Here is a 19,344-nt window from a genome sequence, read left to right as displayed (position 1 = left end):
GTTCGCTTGCTCAGGGGCAACAACCTCGTGCGGCACGCTCGGTTGCGCGATGCACGGGCGTGTCCGGTGCATTTGCGCACGCATCGACCACGCCGCGGGATATTGAATTCCGCGCCGTGAAACCATCGCGCGAGCGTGAGTGCGGCTGCGCGTTTCCGCTATTCCCGCCGATAAAAAATGCGCTACTGGTTTTTTGAAGCACAACAGCGCAGGCGAGGAATCCCAGATGAGCGACGATGAACAGACAGCCATGATCCGCGAGACCGTCGCGAGATTCGTCGATCGCGAACTGATCCCGCTCGAGCCGCACTATCTGAAATCGAAGCTGCCCGGCAGCGATCACCCCGAGCTCACGTCGGAACAGCGCAAGCGGCTGCGCGACGTCTCGAAGGAGCTCGGCCTCTGGGGCCTCGATGCGCCCGAGGATCTCGGTGGCCACGACCTGCCGACGCGCACGATGGCTGCGGTGCACGAAGAACTCGGCCGCAGCTGCGTGCCGTTCGTGCTGCCGCCCGACTCGCCGAACCTGCGCATGCTGCAGGCGGTCGGTACCGACGCGCAGAAGAAGAAATATCTGCAGCCCTATATCGAGGGCCGGATGGCCTCGGCGATCGCGATCTCCGAGCCCGGCGCCGGCGGCGATCCCGCGGGCATGAAGACGCGCGCGGTGCTCGAAGGCGAACAGTGGGTGCTCAACGGCCGCAAGATCTGGATCAGCAATGCGCGCGCCGCCGACTTCATCATCGTGATGGCGCGGGTCGGCAACGACCAGCGCCAGGGCGGCATCACCTCCTTCATCGTCGAGAAGGGCACGGCGGGCTTCATCATCGAGCGCGAGATTCCGATGGTCGGCGGCGGCTCGACCTATGAGATCGTGTTCGAGGATTGCCGCATCCCGAAGGACTCCGTGCTGGGCGAGGTCGGCAAGGGCTACGCGCCGATGCAGCTGCGACTGCGGACGCGGCGGCTCGAGATGGGATCGACCTGCGTCGGCATCACCAAGCGTGCGCTCGACATGATGTGCGAGCACGCCAGGCAGCGCGAGACCTTCGGCGTCAAGCTCGCCGAGCGCCAGGCGATCCAGTGGTGGATCGCCGATATCTCCACGCGCATGCATGCGTGCCGGCTGATGGTGCGCGAGGCTGCCGACAAGACCGACCGCGGCGAGGACATCCGCCACGAGGCCTCGATGATCAAGGTGTTCGCGACCGAGATGGCCTATGACGCCTGCGACCACGCCATGCAGACGCTCGGCGCGCTCGGCGTGACGCTGGAATTGCCGCTCAACGCGCTGTGGCAGAAGGCGCGCCTGATGCGGGTCTACGAAGGCCCGAGCGAGGTCCATCGCCAGGCGATCGCCCGCCGCGTGCTCGGCCTGCGCGGCGGCTAGCAGGGCGCGCGGCCCTCAGGCAAACCCGTCATTGCGAGCGCAAGCGAAGCAATCCATCGTGCCGCAGTGGAGACATGGATTGCTTCGTCGCTGTCGCTCCTCGCAATGACGAGGAGAAAACCTGCCACGTGGTCACCACGTGCTCTCGGTTATGCCGCCCGCACGTCGGACAGGAAGCGATTGACCTGGCCGGCGAGGTCCTTGGACTGCGTCGAGAGCTGTTCGGCTGCGCCGAGCACCTGGTTCGCGGCGCCGCCGGTGTCGTCCGCGGCGCGCTGCACGCCGGAGATGTTGGAATTGACCTCCTGGGTGCCGCGCGCGGCTTCCTGAACACTGCGTGAGATCTCCTTGGTCGCCGAGCCCTGTTCCTCGATCGCAGCGGCGATCGCGGTGCCGATCTGGTCGATCTCGGTGATGACGTCGATGACGCTGCGGATCGCCGTCACGGTCTCGTCGCTCGCGGTCTGGATCGCGGTGATCTGTTCGGAGATCTCCGTGGTTGCCTTCGCGGTCTGGCCGGCCAGCGACTTCACCTCGGACGCGACCACGGCAAAGCCGCGGCCGGCCTCGCCGGCGCGGGCCGCCTCGATGGTGGCGTTGAGCGCGAGCAGATTGGTCTGTGCGGCGATGCTCTGGATCAGCGTCACGACGTCGCCGATCTTCTGCGCGCCATCGGCCAGCGAGCGCGCGGTGTCGCCGGTGCGCCGGGCATGGTCGACCGCCCGCGCAGCGATCTCGGTCGAGGTCGCGACCTGGCGGGCGATCTCCGAAATCGAGGAGGTCAGCTCCTCGGTGGCGCTCGCCACCGTCTGCACGTTGGTCGAGGTCTGATCGGACGCCGCGGCGACGACGGCGGCCTGGCGGTTGGTGGCGGCGGCGGTGGCCGACATCGATTGCGCCGTCTCCTCCATCACCGAGGATGCCGCGGACAACCCGCCGACCAGCTCGGTGACCTTGGCTTCGAAGGCGCGGGTCAGGTCGTCGAGCACGCGGGCGCGGCGCATCTTGACGTCGTTCTCGGCTTCCTTCTCGGCAGCGAGGCGATCGGCTTCGATCTTGTTGTCCTTGAACACCTGCACGGCGGCGGCCATCGCGCCGATCTCGTCCTTGCGCGCGGCGCCCGGGATCGTCTCGGCAACTTCGCCCGCGGCAAGACGCGACATCCGGCCGGTGAGGGCCGCGATCGGGTTGAGGATGCGGCGGCGGACCATGACGATCAGGCCGGCGCTGACGGCGACGACCGCGAGCAGCCCGATCAGCGCCACCACGAAGCTGAAGCGTGCCGACGAATAGGCGCCCGCAAGGCCTTGCTCGGCATTCTCGTAGAATGCGTCGCGCACCGTGATGATGGAGGCGAGGCCGATCTGGGACTCGGCATAGTAGGTCTCGACGTCCTGCTCATACTTGCCGGAGATCGCGCCCTCCTTGGCGAGCTTCAGGGCCTTGCCGAAACGCTCGACATAGTCGGCCTGCATCTTGCCCAGCGCCGTCAGGACATTGGCTGATGTCGCCGGATTGTTGTGCAACTCCTGCAGCGTCGAGAGGATCTGCTCGGTGCGGCCGGTGCTGCGGAACAGCTCCAGCTTTTCCTGTTCGGTCGCGACGCGCTTGGCGCCGACCAGCGCCTTGTGCAGGCTGGCATTGAGGCCGCCAGTGTCGCGCAGCGTCCAGGCGACATTGGCGTAGCTGGCCTGACGGTAGGCGTTGCCGTCAAGGCCGGCGAGGCGCCGCACCTGCTCATCGAGCAGCACGGTGACGCCGGCGTTGAAGACGGAGTTGTCGGCGACGATCTTGGTTGCCGCCGGACGGCGGGCGTCGACCGGACCTGCGATCGCCTTCTCGATCGCATCGCGGAGCGCGGCGAACTTGGCCTTCAGTGCATCGATCGCGCTCGCAACCGCTTCGCCGTCGTCGAGCGAGCCGGGCAGCGTGGCGCGGACCTGATTGACCTTGGCGAGCGCGCCGTCGGTCAGCTTGCGCAGCTTGTCGAGATCGGCGATCTGCTTCTGCTCGATCGCGCCAGTGCTGAACAAGAGGTTGGTGGACATGCCGCGCTCGGAGTTCATGTAGCGCGGGATGTCGCCGACGGCGCGGACGATTTCGAGCCGGCTTTGCGCGGTCGAGACCTTGTCCATGGTCTGGTACTTGGTCACCGCGACATAGGCCGCCAGTCCGCCACCGACCGCGGACAATGAGACGATCGCGGCCGTCAGGAGAGTACCGATTTTCATGGGATGCGCGCCATTGTTGACGAGAGAGGGGAGGCCTCAACCGTAGCGGGCGTGCATTAAGCTTGGGTTTATGATGCGGGAGCCGCCACAACGGTCCCGGCAGTTTGGTCCGAAAGTCGAAGGCGCCGCATCGCCCCGGCCGCGTGGGGCGGCAGGCGTGACACGTCAGTGCTCGTCGTCGTCAGCGCCCTTGGCCGCGGGGCGGTGCTGGGTGGCGCCGTTCGAGCCCGCTTCGCCGCAGGGGAGCTGGTTCCAGGTGCCATCGGCGGCCTGCTGATAGGCCTGGCAGCCGGACGAGGTGGTGGTCGTGGATTTGTCGTCGGCCTTCTGCCGCTCGGTACTCTTCGCCAGCGCAGGCGTAGCAACGGCAGCGATGGCTGCGAGCGAGCCTGCGAAAACCAGCTTTGCGATCCGCATGTCGGTTCCTCCTTCTCGAAGCGAAAACATATCCAGAAAACAAATCTGGCGATTTTTGGCCACGGCGAAGGGCCTGCGACGAATTGCTTAATGCCGGCGAAGCGAGCCGGAATGCCGGTTAACACTTGTGCGCGGCGGCGCGCCGCGCCGCAGGACGCTGTTGCCGCACCGTGCTAGGATCGGCTTGTCATGACCCACCGCATTCTCGTGTTCTACGGCTCCTACCGCTCGGATCGCATGGGCATCCGGCTGGCACACTTCGTCGTCGACGGCCTTCGCGCCCGCGGCGACGATGTCGAGTTGATCGATGCCAAGGAGGTCGGCCTGCCGATGCTCGACCGGATGTACAAGGAACATCCCAAGGGGCAGGCACCGGCCGTGCTCGAAACGCTCGCCGGAAAAATCCGCGACGCCGACGGCTTCCTGTTCATCACCGGCGAATACAATTGGGGCATCCAGCCCGGGCTGAAGAACCTGACTGACCATTTCCTTGAGGAATGGTTCTGGCGTCCCGCGGCGATCGCAAGCTATTCGGCCGGGCGGTTCGCCGGCGTGCGCGCCGCGACCGCCTGGCACGGCACGCTGTCCGAGATGGGCATGGTGGTGGTATCGAGCACGATCGGTGCGGGGCCGATCGCGCAGACGCTGTCGGCCGAGGGCAAGCCGATCGGCGAAGGCGGCAAGGCGCTCGAACGCGCCTTTCCGCGCTTTGCCGAGGATTTTTCCTGGTGGATCGAAGCCGCCAAGGCACAGCGGGCGCGCAAGGCGCCGCCATACTGAGCGCAGGTCTGCCAATCCCGGGAGTTTCGCGATCATGAGCCTCTTCACATCGCCGTTCGATCCCGCGCGGGAGACAGCCCTGGTGACCGGCGCGGGCAACGGCATCGGCCGCGCCATCGCGCAGGCCCTGGTCGGCGAAGGTGTGCGGACGGTGTTTGCCGATCTGCATGAGGACAGGGTTCTGGCGGCGATCAAGGCCGCGCCGCGTCCCGAACTCGCGGTCGGCTGGGTCGGCGATCTCGCGCAGCGCGCGGCGTGCGACGCCCTGCTGGCGCATGCGCAAGCCTCGCTCGGACAGGTGACCCATTTCGTCCACAGTGCTTCGCCGCCGCGCCGCGAAGCCGATCATGCGATGGCCGTCGACGAAGAGACCTGGCGGCAGATGCATGCGGTCAATCTCGATGCCGGCTTTCATTTGTCGCGTGAACTGGCGCGCAGGCTGATCGCATCGAAGACGCCGGGCTCGTTCCTGCTGCTCACCTCGCTGCATGCCGGCACGCCGCGCAACCTGCCGCACTACTCGACCGCGAAGGCCGGCATGGCGATGCTGGTGAAGGAGCTTGCCAAGAGCTGGGGCCGCTATGGCATCCGCGTCAATGCGCTGGTGCCCGGCGCGATCGCGGCCGGCGGCTTCGTCGCCGATCCCGCGCTGGCAAAGCACATTCCGCTCGGACGGCTTGGCCAGGCGGACGATCTCGCGCCGATGGCGCTTGCCGTGCTCTCGCACAAGCTCTCCGGTTACGTCACCGGGGCGTCGATCGTGGTCGATGGCGGCCTGTCGCTGACCAACTGGTTCGCGCCGCCGGAGCTCGATTGAGGATTCTTGTCTGACGCGTTTTCTTCACGCGAACCGGCCCATCCCGCATCAAATGCGGGACAGGCTTCGCTCGAAAACGCTTTCTATTCCTTCGTCCTGATGTAACCCGCGAGCCGAGTCTTCTGGTCCTGGCACCAGGTCGTCATGCTGCCGGCGCGGCGCTGATCGAGGTCGGTGGTCTGGGTTGCGATCGCAACTTCCGTCATCAGGTCGTCGGCCTGCTTCTCGCCCATCTTGCCGCCGGTATGCATGAAGGCGATCGCCTTGCGCACCTTCTCGGTGGTCCCGTCGGGCAGATGCATGTCCTGCGCCCGCTGCACGAGGTCCTGATAGACCAGATCGGTACCGGGGCACTCGACCTTGGCGGCAAAGGCCTGCAGCACCATCGTGACATAGGCCGCGCGCGGATCGGCATGGGCAGGGGTTGCTGCGACAATCAGGCCGCCGATCAGCAGAGCGTAACGCATGAATTTCCTCCGGAGGTTTTGGACGTTTTTTGCGAGGCTAGCGTCCAAGGGAACCGAGTGCAACCGCCAGGACACACTCACGGAAAGAACCGATCAAACAGACGTGTTCCAACCTCGCTGCCACGATTTGAGCACGATTTCGGCAGCATGTGGCACAAGTTGACGCAGGGGAGAATGATCGTGTCAAAGTTGGGGCTTGCTGCGGTGCTGGTAGGATCGCTTGCGCTTGGCGGCTGCATGCAGGCGACGCTGTCGCCGGCGACGGATGTCGCGATGACGTCGCGCGATCGGCAATTGCTGGCGCATCCGCCCTATGCGGATGCCAAGATCCCGCAGCAGTTCCAGCGGCACATTGTCGAGTACACCCGTCGGGAGCAGCCGGGCTCGATCCTGGTCGATACCGATGCGCGCTACCTCTATTACGTGCTGCCCGGCGGCAAGGCGATCCGTTACGGCGTCGCCGTCGGCGAGGAGGCGATGGCCTTCTCCGGCGTCGCCACCGTCGGCCGCCTGGCCGAATGGCCGGATTGGGTTCCGACCCAGGATATCCAGGAGCGGCTCGGGCCGTATCCGAAGCGTGTCGCCGGTGGACCGGCCAATCCGCTCGGCGCCCGCGGCATCTACCTCTACCAGGGCAACAAGGACACGCTGTATCGCATCCATGGCACCAACCAGCCCGAATATATCGGGCAGGCGATCTCGTCGGGCTGCATTCGCATGACCAATGGTGACGTGATCGACCTCTATCAGCGGGTCAAGCCGGGTGCCACCGTGGTTGTGTTGCCGCCGGGACAGAGCGCCTAATTCGAATACGAAGCGTATTGCGGCCGATCGCGTCATCGCGATCGGCCGCACGCTTTTTTACCGGTCGGTCAGGCTCAGCGCAGCGGCATCGGCGGCCGAACCACCGGGCCGCCATCATCCGCGTCAACAACCGAGGACTGCTGCTGCACCGGCCGCGGTGCCGCAACCGCCTGCGGGGCGGCGGCGGGAGCCGGCAGCGGTGCTGCTGATGCAGGCGGTGGAGGCGGCGGGATATAGGCCTGCGCCGGCCGGCGCACCGGTGGCGGCGCAACGGCGGCATGCGGCGCCGCCTGCGGCGTGACCGCGGCGCGCGGGCGCGGCGGAGCGACCGGCCGCGGCTCGACGGCCCTGGTCTCGGTCGTCTTCGCAACGCGCTGTGCCAACTGATCCTGGCCGGCCTTGAGCTGATCAATGCTGGTCTTCAACTGCTCGATCTGCTGTCCCATCGACGTGAGATCGCGCGCCATCGATTGCAGCAATTGCGTCTGGTCGGGTGCCGCTGCGGCTGGTGCCGCCGCGGTAGCGGGCGCAACCGGTGCTGCTGTGGCAGCCGGGGCCGCGACAGGGGCGGGCGCCGGCGCTGCTGCGGCGGGCACGGCCGTGGCGACGTCCTGTGGCGGAGTGGCCGGTGCAGCTTCAGCCGCCGCCTGATCGGTTGTCGCCGCCGGTGCTGGCAGCGCACTCGCCTGATCCGAGGCGGAGGCTGCCTTGCCTGGGATCAGCGAAGTCAGTGCAGCGATCTGGGGCGCCCACTCGGCGGCGATCTGCTTGGCGCGATCGCCGTAGTGCTGCCACGCCGCGGTGCCCATGGCGCCAGCGATCGCGAAGCAGAACCAGAAGGCGCGGATCGCCCATTTGCTGGTGGGGCGCGGCGCGCGGTCCAATCTGATGTCGTCCAGTCGGCCGTCATGGCTTGGCGCGCTATAGGCCGGCTCGGCCGCCACTGACATTGGCGTGACCGGCGGCACCGAGGCGACGGCCGCGACCGGGGGTGTGGACGTAGGCGCGAGGCTTGAGCCGAAATAGGGCTCGCGTTGCCCCGGCGCTGCCCTTCCGGCTGGCGCTGCGGCGTTGTCCGGACGTACCGGAGCGAAGCTCGGTTCGATCGCGAAAATATCGTGTGGATCTGCGTCTTTCAGTGTCGATTGCATGGCGGTCCCCGTTTCATTCCAAGGTCAACCGCAAATGGGCGGCCGGCAAATTTACGCTCTGTATTGACCCCTGACCCTGTCCCCACGACTCCAGTCCGGTTTGACCAAAGCAAGGCGAGAGGGTGGAGAGGTTGGGGAGTTTGGGGAACCGAAACCCGGGGGCGAGGGGGCGTGGCCATCCACGGCCCGAGTGCGGCGCTTCAAGCCGGCATTTCCGGGTGAAGCGTCCGGGTTGTGTGGCGCATCCACCACATCTGAGGGGAAATCGCATCGCGTGTGGCAGGTCTGACCGCGCTCCGCCACCGTTCCGCCCCGATTGGATTCGGCTGATAGGCCGTTGGATTTTCGGCTTGGGCTGGGGGCGCAAGTTGGGGGTGCAACATGTCACGCGACGATGCAGTCAACTCGTACGTCGGCGTCAAATGCAGCGCGCATGGTGCTGCGGCCCCGATTCCGTTTGCGCATGCCCGAAAGCCGCTCCGGCTGCTTGCCGTGATGATCGGCGCGGCATCGCTCGCGGCGTGCGCGCAGTCCTCCGTTGTCAGCCAGCGCTCACAGGCGCTCGCGAGCCGGCCTGCGTCGATCGAACCGACGCGGGCTGCGTCATCTGCGACACGCACACGTGTCGCCACGGCGCGCAAGCATACGCCGTATGCCTCGCGCAGGACCGGCCACACCAAGATTGCGTCGCAGGGCGTCGCGAGCTTCTACAGCGAGGAGCAGCCGACCGCGAGCGGCGAGAAGTTCGACGGGCGCGAGTTGACCGCGGCGCATCCGACATTGCCATTCGGCACCAAGCTGCGCGTGACCGACGTCAAGAGCGGTCGTTCGGTCACCGTGCGCGTCAATGACCGCGGACCCTACGTCCCCGGGCGCATCGTCGACGTCTCTCATTCTGCGGCGCAATCGCTCGGCATGATCGGCAAGGGCATCACGAATGTCAGGCTCGACGTGGTGCAGTGAACCGCGCCTCACAGGCGAGGTCCGGGATTTTTGCCAGCTGGATCGGGAAAAAGTCCCGGCGCTGCGCGCGCTTTAATCCTGTTGTCCGAACGATGGCGGCAAATAGAATTGTTGCCGCTACTTCCCCGCGCTCTCCATTTCCAGGCGCGTGGATTTCTACCCAATGAACCTTCCCCGCCTTGGTGTCCCTCCAGGGCGGGGTTTTTCTTGTGGCCGCCATGCGCGCCGCATGCGTCGACAGGGCGAGCCGGCGCCATAACCTCCGTTCTGCTTTGGAGGGCGGCCATGCCAAACAACGATCAAGAAACGGACGGCTTCACACGCTCGAGGACGGCAGAGGCACGCACCGGATCGAGGTCGGCCTCGATGCGCCGCGCGAGGGCACCGCGACGATGACCGGCAACAAGCTGCATCACGAGTACCAGCCCGACGTGATGCGCGTGGTCGCGAGCGGCAGCTGGCGCGACCTCCGCACCTTCGTGATGACCTGGACCTGCGTGGAATCGGCGTTTCGCGACACCGTGACCTGCACCTTCGAGGGACCGCAGATGCGATTCGCGCGCAGCGTCAACGTCAACTCATTGGCGCTGGATATGCCGACCTTGATGGGAAAGCTCGCATAGGCGCGACCGAACGTTGCGCGCTGGCGGATCCTGCGCCGGCGGTTCCACCAAATTGTCACAGTCCCAGCGAAATCCGGCCCAAAGCCGCTGCCAACAAACGCCGGATGGACCAAGTCGGCGAGGGACAAGCGTTGGCCTACAAGATGATCGCAGAACGCGAGAACGAAACGGTCAGGATCGAGCGCGAGAGCACCTTCATCATCATCGCCAAGGCCAAGGTCTGGGCGAGCGAGGGGTGGCAGGTGGTGATCACCGACAAGGACGGGAAATCATACCCGCCCGAGGAGTTCGACAAGCTGCTCGCGGCTTGACGCCAAAGTGCGATGAGTTCGGGTTGAAGCTTCATCGCGCTTTAGCTCTTCAGTTAGAGCATGATCTCTTCGGAAAACCGCTTCGCACTTTTCCGGATCATGCTTTAGCGTTGCGCTGACACCAGCAGCATCATCGGCCGTTCGAACTCGTCGGCCAGTTCGGGCGCGGCCTTGACCTGCTCCCGCGTCGGGCAGAATTCCTCGACATGGCGTAGCGTGAAGCCGGCGGCGATCAACGCGTTGATCGTGGTGCCGATGGTGCGGTGATATTTCAGCACGCCCTTCACATACCAGTCGGTCCGGCGTTCGCCTTCGATGAAGTAGCGGTTGACCGGCCAGGTCTTGCGGCCGTCTTCGTCCTGCCCCCAGTCCGGATGGACGGCCGCCATGTAGACCGGATGCTCGACGGTGAAGATCAGATGCCCCTCCGGGACCAGCGCGCAATACAGCATGCGCGCCAGGCGATCGAAATCCCTGATGTAGTGGAAGGCGAGGGCGGAGTAGGCGAGATCGAATGTCGATTTCGGCAGCTCCAGCGTCTCGAGGTCGGCGATCTCGTAGGTGATCGCCGCATCCTGCGTCATGGCCGCGGCGCGGGCGATCATGTTCTGCGAGAGGTCGATGCCGAGCACGTCGGATGCGCCTTGCTCGCGCATCCAGCGCGACACCCAGCCGAAGCCGCAGCCGAGATCGACCACGCGTTTGCCCGCGACATCGGGCAGCATGGCGCGGATCGCCGGCCATTCCGGCGCGCCGAGCAGTCCGCGGACCTGCCGCGGCAACTGGCTGTAGCCGGCGAAGAAGCCGGGATCGTCGTAGATGTTCTGCGCCATGGCTCTTTCTGTAACCGCCGCCGCACCGCGTGGGAACCGCTGATTGTGTCGCGCCCGGCGCGCTGCTGGAACCAGACGCGGCGCTCGGTGGTTTCTGATGTCAGCAGTCGACAGCCGAGGAGAGCGCCATGTTAGCCGAGATGCAAATCCACACCATCGCGCGGCAGATGCTGTTGAAGCACGGTCCGGAGGCGATCGCCCAAGCCGCGCAGAACGCCGTGGCTTGCGAGAGCAAGGGCGAGACCGACGACGCGCGCGACTGGCGCCATATCGAGGACGCGCTGAAGATGATGCGCGGACCGCATCAGAGCTGACGGCGGGCGGGCTAGGCGACCCCGCCGTCGCGCAACGACACAGGGACCGCGCGAGCGCGGTCGCCGCAGATCTAACCGACGGACGCTAGCCCGCCCTGCGCCACCGCGGCACGGGATCGAGCGGCGTACGATAGAGTTCGCGCCGGTCGATGTCGGTGACGCGCACGGCGCAGCCGCGCGCCTTCAGCTCCGGCTTGACCTGCGACAACTCGTTGGCGAGCTGGTCGGCGCGGTCGGAGGCGAGGCTGATGTCTTCGAGGATGATGGTTCCTTGATTGCGGAACTCGTCCCCCACCACGAGATCGAAGGTGTAGTACGGCATTCCGAAGTCTCCGTTTCGGTTTGCATCACAGGGTAACACTGAGTCGAGCATTCCCTAAGATGCGTGGCGCACAATCGGCGTGCGATCGGCGCAAAAACGATGTGCAGCGCATCAAGCACGACGAACGAACAAGCCACGCCGCACGGCGAAGGAGTCCTTTGAACCAGCTCACCGCCATGCCGTTAAGATTTGATTAAAACAGTCGTCGCAAGCTCAGGACCAAGTGGAATCGCAGCGGAACCGGACTCCGGGAACCGGCAGCTGCAGGAGAAGGCCGGTGGCGTAACGCCCGCCGGCCTTTTCTCGCTGTGGATGCCGCGAAGCTAGTCGCGCAGTGTGGCTTGCCGCCGGGCGCGGCATTTCGGGCCTGGTCCGCGCATGTAGTACAGTTCGGGGCGATAGGGATTGATGACGCCATCGATCAGCGTGACGCAGCGCGCGACGAGGCGGGCGAGGCGGCGCCGCAACGGCTGCAGGGCAAGTTCCATCGAATTCATGGCATGCCCTCAGTGCAGTTCGCCGAGGATGGCGGTGAACGGCAGCTCGAAGATCTCGGTTCCGATGTCGTCGGTGACGTGGACTGCCCAGTTGCGCCAGTCCTCCACGCTCGGTGTCATGACAAAGCTGCGTGCCAATTGCTCCGCATACACGCGCGCCTCCGCCAGATCCATCGCGGCGCCGGTGCGATCCAGGATGACGTGCTTGTCGTCGGAGCAGTGAAAGAAAACTGCGGACATTCTTCCGATTCCCATGCCGAAGCGATTCTCGCGCGCTGCAATAGCAGCGCGCGCGGGCACTGAGAATCCGGGTGATCCCCCATCGGTAAACTACGGGGAATCCAGACGATTTGAATCACGCGGCCGTGATCAGCCCGACGTCAGAAGATCGGCTCGCCGATCGCAACCTCGCTGCGCGGGCCGAGCACGATCACCTCGCCGCTGGCGTCCTTGGCGCCGAGGATCAGGAGTTCCGAGGTGAAACCCGCGATGTTCTTCGGCCCGAGATTGCAGATGCACACGACCAGCGAGCCGACCAGCGCCGCCGGCTCGTAATTCGAGATCTGTGCGCTCGACCACATGGTCCGCCCGGCGCCGACATCGACGCCGACCTTGTAGGACGGATTGCGGGCGCGCGGAAACGGCTGCACCTCGACGACCTTGCCGATCCGAATATCCAGGCGGGCGAAGTCGTCGTAGCTGGCCTGCGGCTTGAGCGGGGACATCAGCGCTCCTGGAACGCAAGGCGGACGCCGAGCGCGATATAGATCGTGCCGACCAAGCGGCCCTGCCACTGCCCGATGCGGCGATGCCGCCTGATCCACGGGCTGATCTGGCCGGCGGCGAGCGCCAGCAGCGAGGTGTAGACCGCGCTCATGACGACGAAGATCAGGCCGAGGGTCGCGAACTGCGCCACCGCCGAGCCGTGGCCGGGATGCACGAACTGCGGCAGGAAGGCGAGGAAGAACAGCGCGGTCTTCGGATTGAGCATTTCCGCCCAGATCGCCTGCCGGAACGCACGCTGCGGATCGACCGGCTGCGCCGCCGGCAAATCATCCAGGTCGTCGTTCTTCTCGAACAGGGCGCGGACGCCGAGCACGATCAAGTAGATCACGCCGGCATATTTCACGACCGAGAACGCCAGCGCCGAGGTCATCAGCACGGCCGAGAGGCCGAATGTCGCCATCGCGGTGTGGACGAGATCGCCGAGCGCGATCCCGAACCCGGTCGCGACGCCGACGCGTGCTCCGCCGGTGACCGAACGCGCGAGCACCAGCAGCACCGCCGGCCCGGGGATCAGGAACAGGCCGAGCACGACGGCGGCGTAGGTGAGGAGGGTGGTGATGTCGATCATGAAGACCCGTCCCGGATGTCAGGATGCGGCGATGGCGACCGCCGCGAAGCGCGGCTTCGGATCAAGCATCACGCCGGCGCTTTCGACAATGCGCATTTCCTCGGTTCCGCTCTGCGCCGTGCGCTCCAGCACGCCGTGGATGCCTGAGGCGGCGTGGCTGAGCGCATCCGGCGTCGCCAGGCCGCGCGCGCGGGCGGCGACGAACAGCGCGGCGAACAGGTCTCCGGTGCCGGACGGGCTGATCGGAACCCGCGGCGTGCGCACGCGCCAGGCGCAAGTCTTGTCGGATTGAGTGCGCTCGATCGCCAGCGTCTCGATCTCGCTGTGCGGCGTGCCGGCCAGTTCGGCGCTGGTGATGACGACGGTCGCAGGTCCCCGCGCCATCAGCGCGCTCGCTTGCGCGACGACGTCGTCGATCGTCGTCACGCGTGCGCCGCAGAGGAACTCGAACTCGAAATGATTGGGCGTGATGATGTCGGCGAGCGGGCAGAGCTGGTCGCGCACCAGCGGCGGAATGTCCGATCGCACGAACATGCCTCGGTCGCGGTCGCCGAGCACGGGATCGCAGCAATAGAGCAGGGCCGGGTTCTCCTCCTTCGCGCGCTCGACGAAGTCGGCCACGTCCATCGCGATGTCGGCCGAGCCGAGATAGCCCGACAGGATCAGCCGCGCGGCCTCGACCGCGCCGCGCTCCTCGATGCCGCGCAGCAGGTCAGCGACCAGTTGCACGTCGAGCACCCGGCCGCGGATGGTCGGATAGCCCGGCCGATTGCTGAGCAGCGTGGTCGGCACGGCGACGACATCGATGCCGTGCAGCTGGATCGGAAAGCTGGCGGCGCTGTTGCCGACGTGGCCCCAGGCGACCTGTGACTGGATTGAGATGACCGTCATCTTGTGCGCATCACCCGAACAGTGCGGCGTAGATGACGTAGAGCCAGCCCAGGATACCGTGGATGATGGCCCACAGGATCGAATGGTTCTTGGTGTAGGAGATCGCGATCGCCAGCGCCGAGCCGAACCCCACGCCGTATTTCGCGCCCTCGACGCGGACGCCATAATATCGATTGCCGTTCATGGTGATCCTTCCAGCGGGAGGGCGTGAGCGTGAAGGCAGCGTAACCTGCTAGTTGCCGTCAGTTCAACGGCGGATTGGAATTCCGCGGCATTGCTAAGCTCCATCATTCCCGGGCAAAGGCTTCGCCTCTGCTGCCGGCATGACGGTGATGGAGTCGGTGCGCGCATCTTTCTCCATTCGCCGGGACGACATCGAATGTGTGGTTCGCTGCGAGTCATATATCCGCATTCTCGCGACATGTTTTGTCTGATCGCACCCTGGGCCGCGAGCAAAGCGCAGCAAGCGGAATATTTTCTTACTCTGATATCGACAGGTTTTGCTGAGTTGCCCGTCGGGCTGTTTTGTCGCAGGCGGCGGAGCCCGGTTTGACTTCCGGGTTCGCGTCGCAACCTCGTCTGTCACGCTGCGATCAAGCGATCGTGTCGGATCGACGTGGAAGAAGATGCGCGGGTGGACTGTCCTGCATCCAAACGCTTGCCTCATGGCGTCGGAACAAGACGGCAGAGCGATCGATCATGATGTGAGCGCGAACCGATCGGCGGGCGGCGAACAATGTGCCGGCGTGCCGAATCCAACAGGAGCAACTGATGTCCAGGATCAAACAGGTTGCGGCCGCGCTGACCGCGCTCGCCATGCTGACGGCGTCGGCCATGGCACACGAAGTGCCGGCGGCGGGCCCATCCGCGCTCGCGAAGAGCCATGCCGCCGCCGGCCGCTGGAGCGGTGGTCCGCCGCGCATGGCGGTCCCGCATTTCGGCGAGTCCGAGGCGCTGCCGCGCGACCAGCCCGGCGGCGTCTGCGATCACGGCGACAATGCCATGATCTGCTGAGCCGGATCGTGCATGGCGGTGATCTCCGGCGAAAGTTGCGCTAGCCTTGCTGGGTCGTCTCCCTCCAGCTCGCGAGCGCCGCCGCCATGCACATCCTCCGTCCCCAGTTTCGCATCGAGCAAGACCGCGCGCTCGCCTTTGCGGCGGCGCGCGGCTTCGGCGCCATCGTCGCCGCCGATGCACGCGGCCCGCGCGCGTCCCACGTGCCGTTCGTGATCGAGAGGCGCGACGATCGCGTGATCGTGCAGATCCATCTCACCGCGAAGAATCCGCTGGTCGAGCTCGCCGACGGTGTCAGGCGCTTCCTCCTGATCGTCTCCGGCGATGACGCCTACATCTCGAACGACTGGTATGTCTCACCCGACAACGTTTCGACCTGGCTCTACGAGGCGGTGCATTTGTCCGGCGTCGCGCATCTGCGCGATCACGGCGAGAACCGCGGTCATGGCGATGCGCTGCTGGCGGTCTCCGAGGCGCGGCTGCCGAAGCAGCCCTGGGACCTGACGCAGATGGAGCCCGGCAAGCGCGAAGCGATGCTGGCGGGGATCAGGGTGATCGACATCGTCGTCGACGAGATCGAGGGCCAGTCAAAGCTCAACCAGCACAAGAGCGATGCGGATTATGTCGCGCTGGTCAACCGCCTTGCGCAAGAGCAGGAGACGACGAGCCAAAGGCTGGCGGAGAAGATGCGCGCGCTGCGGCCGGAGCTCGAATACGACGTTGGACCGTGCGGAAGGCGGGTCAGCTCCGTGTAACCCGGCGCTGTCTCTACGCGGCAGAGGGCGGATTACGCTTGCGCTAATCCGCGCCATAGAGCCGATCGGCATCGAATCCGCAAACCTGTTGTTAAGAATCGCTCCGCGCTGATTTGCTCGATTCCGATTCGTTCTTTGCGAACAAAATGGAGTCGAATGGGGAACATGTGGTGCGTGATCCATGTAGCCCGCATGAGCGAAGCGATATGCGGGGCCCGATCGCGTGCTCTCAGAGCGGTGCCGGATGTCGCTTCGCTCATCCGGGCTACACAGTCATGTGGCGGAAAACTCGAGGAAGCTCACGACCTCGCGGTTGAATCGATCCGCCTGCTCGATATTGAGGATATGAACACCGGGCAGCAGAACGAGCTTGGCATCGGTGATTGTCGCGGCGATATCAGCGCTGTGGCTGGCCCGTGTGACGGTGTCGCTCTCGCCGCCGATCACCAGGGTCGGCGCCGCAATCAGCGAGATGATGCGGCGGAGATCGACGTCGCGCAGTGCGGCGTAACATCCGGCGAGACCGCGCGGCGGCGTGGTCAGCACCATGTTGCGGAATTCGTCGACGACCTCGTTCGGCGCGGCCAGCATTGTCGCCGGAAACCAGTTGCGCATGAAGCCGTCCGCGATTCCATTCATGTCCTTGGCCGCGAGCACCGCGCGGATCTGCTCGTCGAACGGCAGTTCGGACGCCAGATAGGACGAGGTGTTCGAGAGGATCAGGCGGTCGATGCGGTCAGGCGCGAAGATGCCGAGCCATTGCCCGACGAAGCCGCCGAGCGACAGGCCGAGGAAATGCGCGCGATCGATGCCGAGGGCGTCGAGCAGTTCGACCACGTCGCGGCCGAGCCGGTCGATCGAGTAGGCGCCCGTGGGCGCGTCCGAGCCGCCGTGACCGCGGGTGTCGTAGCGGAGCACCCGAAACGACCGGCTGAGGGGCGGCATCGAACGATCCCACATGTGCAGGTTGGTGGCGATCGAGTTCGACAGCGCGAGCACCGGCCGATCGTCGGGACCGTCGATACGGTACGCAATCCGGCAGCCATCCGCCGTGGTGAAGTGTCCATCGCTGCTCATCTCGTCAGTCCCTTGTGCTGGTGGAAGCCGGCAGGCTTCGCGTCGACCCAGGCTAGGACTCGCGCCTTCGAAGAAAAATTACTAAGATCGATCAATCTCTGTAGGTTCTTTGGACAATGGATCGGATCAAGCTGCACGATTTGCGCTGCTTTGACGCTGTCGCGACCAAGGGAAGCTTCCAGGCCGCCGGCACGGCGCTGAACCGGTCGCACCCGTCGGTGTTTGCGGCGGTCGCCCGGCTCGAGCAGCAGCTCGGCCTCACGCTGTTCGATCGCAGCGGATACCGTATCGGGCTGACGGACGCCGGCCGGACGTTTCACGCACGCGCGCAGGTGACGCTGCGCGAACTCGATCTGCTGCAGGGGTATGCGGAGCAGCTTGCCGGCGGAGAAGAGGTCGTCCTGCGTGTGGTCATCGGCGACCTGTGCCCGCGGCCGCCGGTGCTGCAGATGCTCTCGGCGTTCTTTGCCCGCTATCCCAACACGCGCCTGCACCTGGAATATGAGGCGGTCGGCGGACCGCTCGAGCGCCTGATCGATGATAAAGCCGATCTGGTGTTTCATCGCGCGGAGCCGTCCGATCCGCGCTTCGAGCAGATCAAGCTCTCGAGCACGACCATGGTGCCGGTCGTCGCTCCCGGCTTTCTGCCGTTTGCGTGGACGAAGCGGATCACGCCGGAGCAGATGCGCCCCTTCACGCAGTGCGTCATCCGCGACACGGCGCGGCGAGCGTCGTCGGAAAACTTCTTCCTGATCGAAGGTGCGCACCAGTGTAGCGTGCCGGACCAGATGATGAAGAAGGAGCTGATTCTGCATCGTCTCGCCTGGGGCCATCTGCCCGCATGGCTGATCGAGGACGAGCTGCGGGACGGCAGGCTGATCAGCATCGCTGGACCGAATTTTCCGGGCCGCGAGGAAAATCTTGCGGCAGTCCGCCATCGCCAGCATTCGCACGGACCGGTCGCCGAAGCGCTCTGGCTTCACCTCAAGAGCTGGCGGCTCGCGCAGCGTGCAGGGCGGGCGACCCGACCGGACCGCGCAAGGCGCGGCCGATAATGGGCGCGGAGTAATCCGACGCAGTGATGTCGTCGATGGATGTCCGATTACGCTTGCGCTCATCCGCCATACAAAGTGCCGCGGCATAGAGCGCGCAAACGTCTTGTTAAGAATCGTTTTGCGTCGATTTTTCGATTCCGATTCGTTCCTCGCGAACAAACTGGAGTCGGATCGGGAACGTGGCCGTGGTGCGACTCATCGATCGATCAGTGATGCGGGAGAACGCAGTGTGCCTGAGATGCGCCGCGATGTTGCGCGCCGAGAGCAATAATCCCATCATGATACAACATCGATTGTTCGGATGCGGTCGATGTATGTGCGTTGTTAACATCTGAATCGCGTCGATTTTTCTGATTCCGATTCGTTCTTCGCGAACAAATTGGAGTCGGATCGCGAACGCGATCGTTGTGCGGCCCACGGGAGCAAGGTGCAGTTCGTGCCATGGCTTGCGCGACGATGCGGAGAGTTCGGCGCCGATCGCGCGAGGTTGCGAGGAACTATCGTGGAAATTGTAGTGAATCGTTGCCACGCGGCAACATCAGGAAACTATTTCAGGTAGCAATTCATCACGCCGCAATTATGTGACTGAATATTTCATCCCCAAGCGCTAGCGTGCAGTGGGGCTGATTTGTGGAGACCGCGGATGGATGCACCGCGAACTCGTTCGGCCTTGATTCCATCAACGATGCCAACCGAAGCCTCGGTAGGATCCAACCGACAGCACGCATGTTCCGCTCCGACGGAGCGATACTGGCAGACGCGAGTTCGTCCCTTCTTATTGGGGACCGCGGCGTCGCTCGTTTCCGGCAACGTCGCGGTCGCCGCGGACCGAATCCATCTGGGCTTCGACGGCTATCGCTCCGCGACCAATGACTATTGCATCAATGCGAGCAGCGTGCAGGGCGATCCGCAGACTGGATTCATGTGGCGCTTCAGCAAGAGCGGAACGCTCACCGGAGGACCTACCTTCCTCGATCTGCGAACGGACACTGCAACCGAGGTGTTTCCGCCATCGTTCGACGATCATGAGAAGTTCAGGGCCTGGGGCAGCGTCCTAGGACCTCTGATCGGCGAAAAATCCATATCAAACGATGTCAATGCGTTCCGTGACCAGGTCTGTTCGATATCGCCACCGCCGCCGCCACCGCCACCAGGGCCGCCGGGGCCACCTCCGCCTCCACCTCCACCCACTCCGGTGCCACCGTCACCGCCGCCACCGCCTCCGCCGGGGCCACCGCCGCCACCACCACCGGCGCCGCCACCACCTCCGCCGCCATC

The 19,344-nt window shown here is 65.2% G+C and carries 26 protein-coding genes; 11 read left to right on the top strand and 15 right to left on the bottom strand.

The genetic code is table 11. The features are described 5' to 3' along the window. Positions 1–226: 226 nt before the first annotated feature. Complete coding sequence (locus tag QA635_RS23950) at positions 227–1,390, top strand: acyl-CoA dehydrogenase family protein (protein WP_092086311.1); 1,164 nt, start codon at positions 227–229, stop codon at positions 1,388–1,390. 149 nt (positions 1,391–1,539) lie between these two features. On the opposite strand, the gene QA635_RS23945 is transcribed toward QA635_RS23950, so the two are convergent. Next, a complete protein-coding gene (locus QA635_RS23945) occupies positions 1,540–3,621 on the bottom strand; it encodes a methyl-accepting chemotaxis protein (RefSeq protein ID WP_283061764.1) in 2,082 nt (693 codons plus the stop codon). A gap of 165 nt (positions 3,622–3,786) precedes the next feature. Beyond that, on the bottom strand, positions 3,787–4,038 hold the full coding sequence (locus QA635_RS23940) for a hypothetical protein (RefSeq protein ID WP_283061763.1): 252 nt from the start codon (positions 4,036–4,038) through the stop codon (positions 3,787–3,789). A 189-nt stretch (positions 4,039–4,227) separates the two neighbouring features. Here QA635_RS23940 and QA635_RS23935 point away from each other — a divergent pair, with 189 nt between their 5' ends. Further along, entirely contained in the window at positions 4,228–4,818 is a 591-nt protein-coding gene (locus tag QA635_RS23935; protein ID WP_283061762.1) for an NADPH-dependent FMN reductase, read from the top strand. A gap of 34 nt (positions 4,819–4,852) precedes the next feature. After that, positions 4,853–5,635: an SDR family NAD(P)-dependent oxidoreductase gene (locus QA635_RS23930; protein ID WP_283061761.1), complete on the top strand. Its 783-nt coding sequence runs from the start codon at positions 4,853–4,855 to the stop codon at positions 5,633–5,635. Between the two features lie 83 nt (positions 5,636–5,718). On the opposite strand, the gene QA635_RS23925 is transcribed toward QA635_RS23930, so the two are convergent. After that, positions 5,719–6,102 (bottom strand): hypothetical protein, encoded by a 384-nt coding sequence (locus QA635_RS23925; RefSeq protein WP_016843931.1) that lies wholly within the window; start codon positions 6,100–6,102, stop codon positions 5,719–5,721. Positions 6,103–6,276: 174 nt separating this feature from the next. Here QA635_RS23925 and QA635_RS23920 point away from each other — a divergent pair, with 174 nt between their 5' ends. After that, on the top strand, positions 6,277–6,906 hold the full coding sequence (locus tag QA635_RS23920; protein WP_016843930.1) for a L,D-transpeptidase: 630 nt from the start codon (positions 6,277–6,279) through the stop codon (positions 6,904–6,906). Positions 6,907–6,980: 74 nt separating this feature from the next. Here QA635_RS23920 and QA635_RS23915 read toward each other — a convergent pair whose 3' ends face one another. Further along, on the bottom strand, positions 6,981–7,856 hold the full coding sequence (locus tag QA635_RS23915) for a hypothetical protein (protein WP_283061760.1): 876 nt from the start codon (positions 7,854–7,856) through the stop codon (positions 6,981–6,983). A gap of 582 nt (positions 7,857–8,438) precedes the next feature. Between QA635_RS23915 and QA635_RS23910 the strand changes: the two genes are divergently transcribed. The 3 genes from QA635_RS23910 (at position 8,439) to QA635_RS23900 (ending at position 9,954) form a co-directional block, all read left to right on the top strand. Then, positions 8,439–9,020, top strand: a complete 582-nt coding sequence (locus QA635_RS23910; protein ID WP_283061759.1) for a septal ring lytic transglycosylase RlpA family protein — start codon at positions 8,439–8,441, stop codon at positions 9,018–9,020. Between the two features lie 218 nt (positions 9,021–9,238). Continuing rightward, positions 9,239–9,643, top strand: a complete 405-nt coding sequence (locus QA635_RS23905; RefSeq protein WP_283061758.1) for a hypothetical protein — start codon at positions 9,239–9,241, stop codon at positions 9,641–9,643. 104 nt (positions 9,644–9,747) lie between these two features. Then, complete coding sequence (locus tag QA635_RS23900) at positions 9,748–9,954, top strand: hypothetical protein (RefSeq protein ID WP_057019948.1); 207 nt, start codon at positions 9,748–9,750, stop codon at positions 9,952–9,954. A gap of 104 nt (positions 9,955–10,058) precedes the next feature. Here QA635_RS23900 and QA635_RS23895 read toward each other — a convergent pair whose 3' ends face one another. Then, positions 10,059–10,787 (bottom strand): class I SAM-dependent methyltransferase, encoded by a 729-nt coding sequence (locus QA635_RS23895; RefSeq protein WP_283061757.1) that lies wholly within the window; start codon positions 10,785–10,787, stop codon positions 10,059–10,061. A 128-nt stretch (positions 10,788–10,915) separates the two neighbouring features. Here QA635_RS23895 and QA635_RS23890 point away from each other — a divergent pair, with 128 nt between their 5' ends. After that, positions 10,916–11,101 (top strand): hypothetical protein, encoded by a 186-nt coding sequence (locus QA635_RS23890; RefSeq protein WP_016840754.1) that lies wholly within the window; start codon positions 10,916–10,918, stop codon positions 11,099–11,101. 85 nt (positions 11,102–11,186) lie between these two features. Here QA635_RS23890 and QA635_RS23885 read toward each other — a convergent pair whose 3' ends face one another. The 7 genes from QA635_RS23885 to QA635_RS23855 form a co-directional block, all read right to left on the bottom strand. After that, positions 11,187–11,423, bottom strand: coding sequence for a hypothetical protein (locus QA635_RS23885; protein WP_016840755.1), 237 nt, complete (start codon positions 11,421–11,423; stop codon positions 11,187–11,189). Between the two features lie 323 nt (positions 11,424–11,746). Further along, positions 11,747–11,920, bottom strand: a complete 174-nt coding sequence (locus QA635_RS23880; RefSeq protein WP_283061756.1) for a hypothetical protein — start codon at positions 11,918–11,920, stop codon at positions 11,747–11,749. 9 nt (positions 11,921–11,929) lie between these two features. Then, on the bottom strand, positions 11,930–12,160 hold the full coding sequence (locus QA635_RS23875) for a DUF6894 family protein (protein WP_028332292.1): 231 nt from the start codon (positions 12,158–12,160) through the stop codon (positions 11,930–11,932). Positions 12,161–12,300: 140 nt separating this feature from the next. After that, positions 12,301–12,645 (bottom strand): tRNA-binding protein, encoded by a 345-nt coding sequence (locus tag QA635_RS23870; protein ID WP_229163130.1) that lies wholly within the window; start codon positions 12,643–12,645, stop codon positions 12,301–12,303. Then, the gene (locus tag QA635_RS23865) at positions 12,645–13,274 is read right to left on the bottom strand and encodes a LysE family translocator (RefSeq protein WP_283061755.1); all 630 of its coding nucleotides are present in this window, start codon (positions 13,272–13,274) and stop codon (positions 12,645–12,647) included. The genes QA635_RS23870 and QA635_RS23865 overlap by 1 nt, the downstream gene beginning before the upstream one ends. Positions 13,275–13,292: 18 nt before the next feature. Continuing rightward, positions 13,293–14,165 (bottom strand): pyridoxal kinase PdxY, encoded by an 873-nt coding sequence (gene pdxY, locus QA635_RS23860; protein WP_283061754.1) that lies wholly within the window; start codon positions 14,163–14,165, stop codon positions 13,293–13,295. A gap of 10 nt (positions 14,166–14,175) precedes the next feature. Further along, positions 14,176–14,349, bottom strand: a complete 174-nt coding sequence (locus QA635_RS23855; protein WP_016840760.1) for a hypothetical protein — start codon at positions 14,347–14,349, stop codon at positions 14,176–14,178. A gap of 587 nt (positions 14,350–14,936) precedes the next feature. Between QA635_RS23855 and QA635_RS23850 the strand changes: the two genes are divergently transcribed. Next, positions 14,937–15,179, top strand: a complete 243-nt coding sequence (locus QA635_RS23850) for a hypothetical protein (protein ID WP_283061753.1) — start codon at positions 14,937–14,939, stop codon at positions 15,177–15,179. A gap of 86 nt (positions 15,180–15,265) precedes the next feature. Then, a complete protein-coding gene (locus tag QA635_RS23845) occupies positions 15,266–15,934 on the top strand; it encodes an FMN-binding negative transcriptional regulator (RefSeq protein WP_283061752.1) in 669 nt (222 codons plus the stop codon). Positions 15,935–16,207: 273 nt separating this feature from the next. On the opposite strand, the gene QA635_RS23840 is transcribed toward QA635_RS23845, so the two are convergent. Beyond that, a complete protein-coding gene (locus tag QA635_RS23840) occupies positions 16,208–17,011 on the bottom strand; it encodes an alpha/beta fold hydrolase (RefSeq protein WP_283061751.1) in 804 nt (267 codons plus the stop codon). 116 nt (positions 17,012–17,127) lie between these two features. Here QA635_RS23840 and QA635_RS23835 point away from each other — a divergent pair, with 116 nt between their 5' ends. After that, positions 17,128–18,066 (top strand): LysR family transcriptional regulator, encoded by a 939-nt coding sequence (locus tag QA635_RS23835; protein WP_283061750.1) that lies wholly within the window; start codon positions 17,128–17,130, stop codon positions 18,064–18,066. A 106-nt stretch (positions 18,067–18,172) separates the two neighbouring features. Here QA635_RS23835 and QA635_RS23830 read toward each other — a convergent pair whose 3' ends face one another. Both QA635_RS23830 and QA635_RS23825 read right to left on the bottom strand, forming a co-directional pair. Continuing rightward, positions 18,173–18,595: a hypothetical protein gene (locus tag QA635_RS23830; RefSeq protein WP_283061749.1), complete on the bottom strand. Its 423-nt coding sequence runs from the start codon at positions 18,593–18,595 to the stop codon at positions 18,173–18,175. Positions 18,596–19,160: 565 nt separating this feature from the next. Then, positions 19,161–19,343: a hypothetical protein gene (locus QA635_RS23825; RefSeq protein ID WP_283061748.1), complete on the bottom strand. Its 183-nt coding sequence runs from the start codon at positions 19,341–19,343 to the stop codon at positions 19,161–19,163. Position 19,344: the final 1 nt, after the last annotated feature.

The organism is Bradyrhizobium brasilense, from assembly GCF_029714345.1.
In the GTDB taxonomy this organism is placed as follows: domain Bacteria; phylum Pseudomonadota; class Alphaproteobacteria; order Rhizobiales; family Xanthobacteraceae; genus Bradyrhizobium; species Bradyrhizobium australafricanum.
This window is presented reverse-complemented; position numbering and strand designations above follow the sequence as displayed.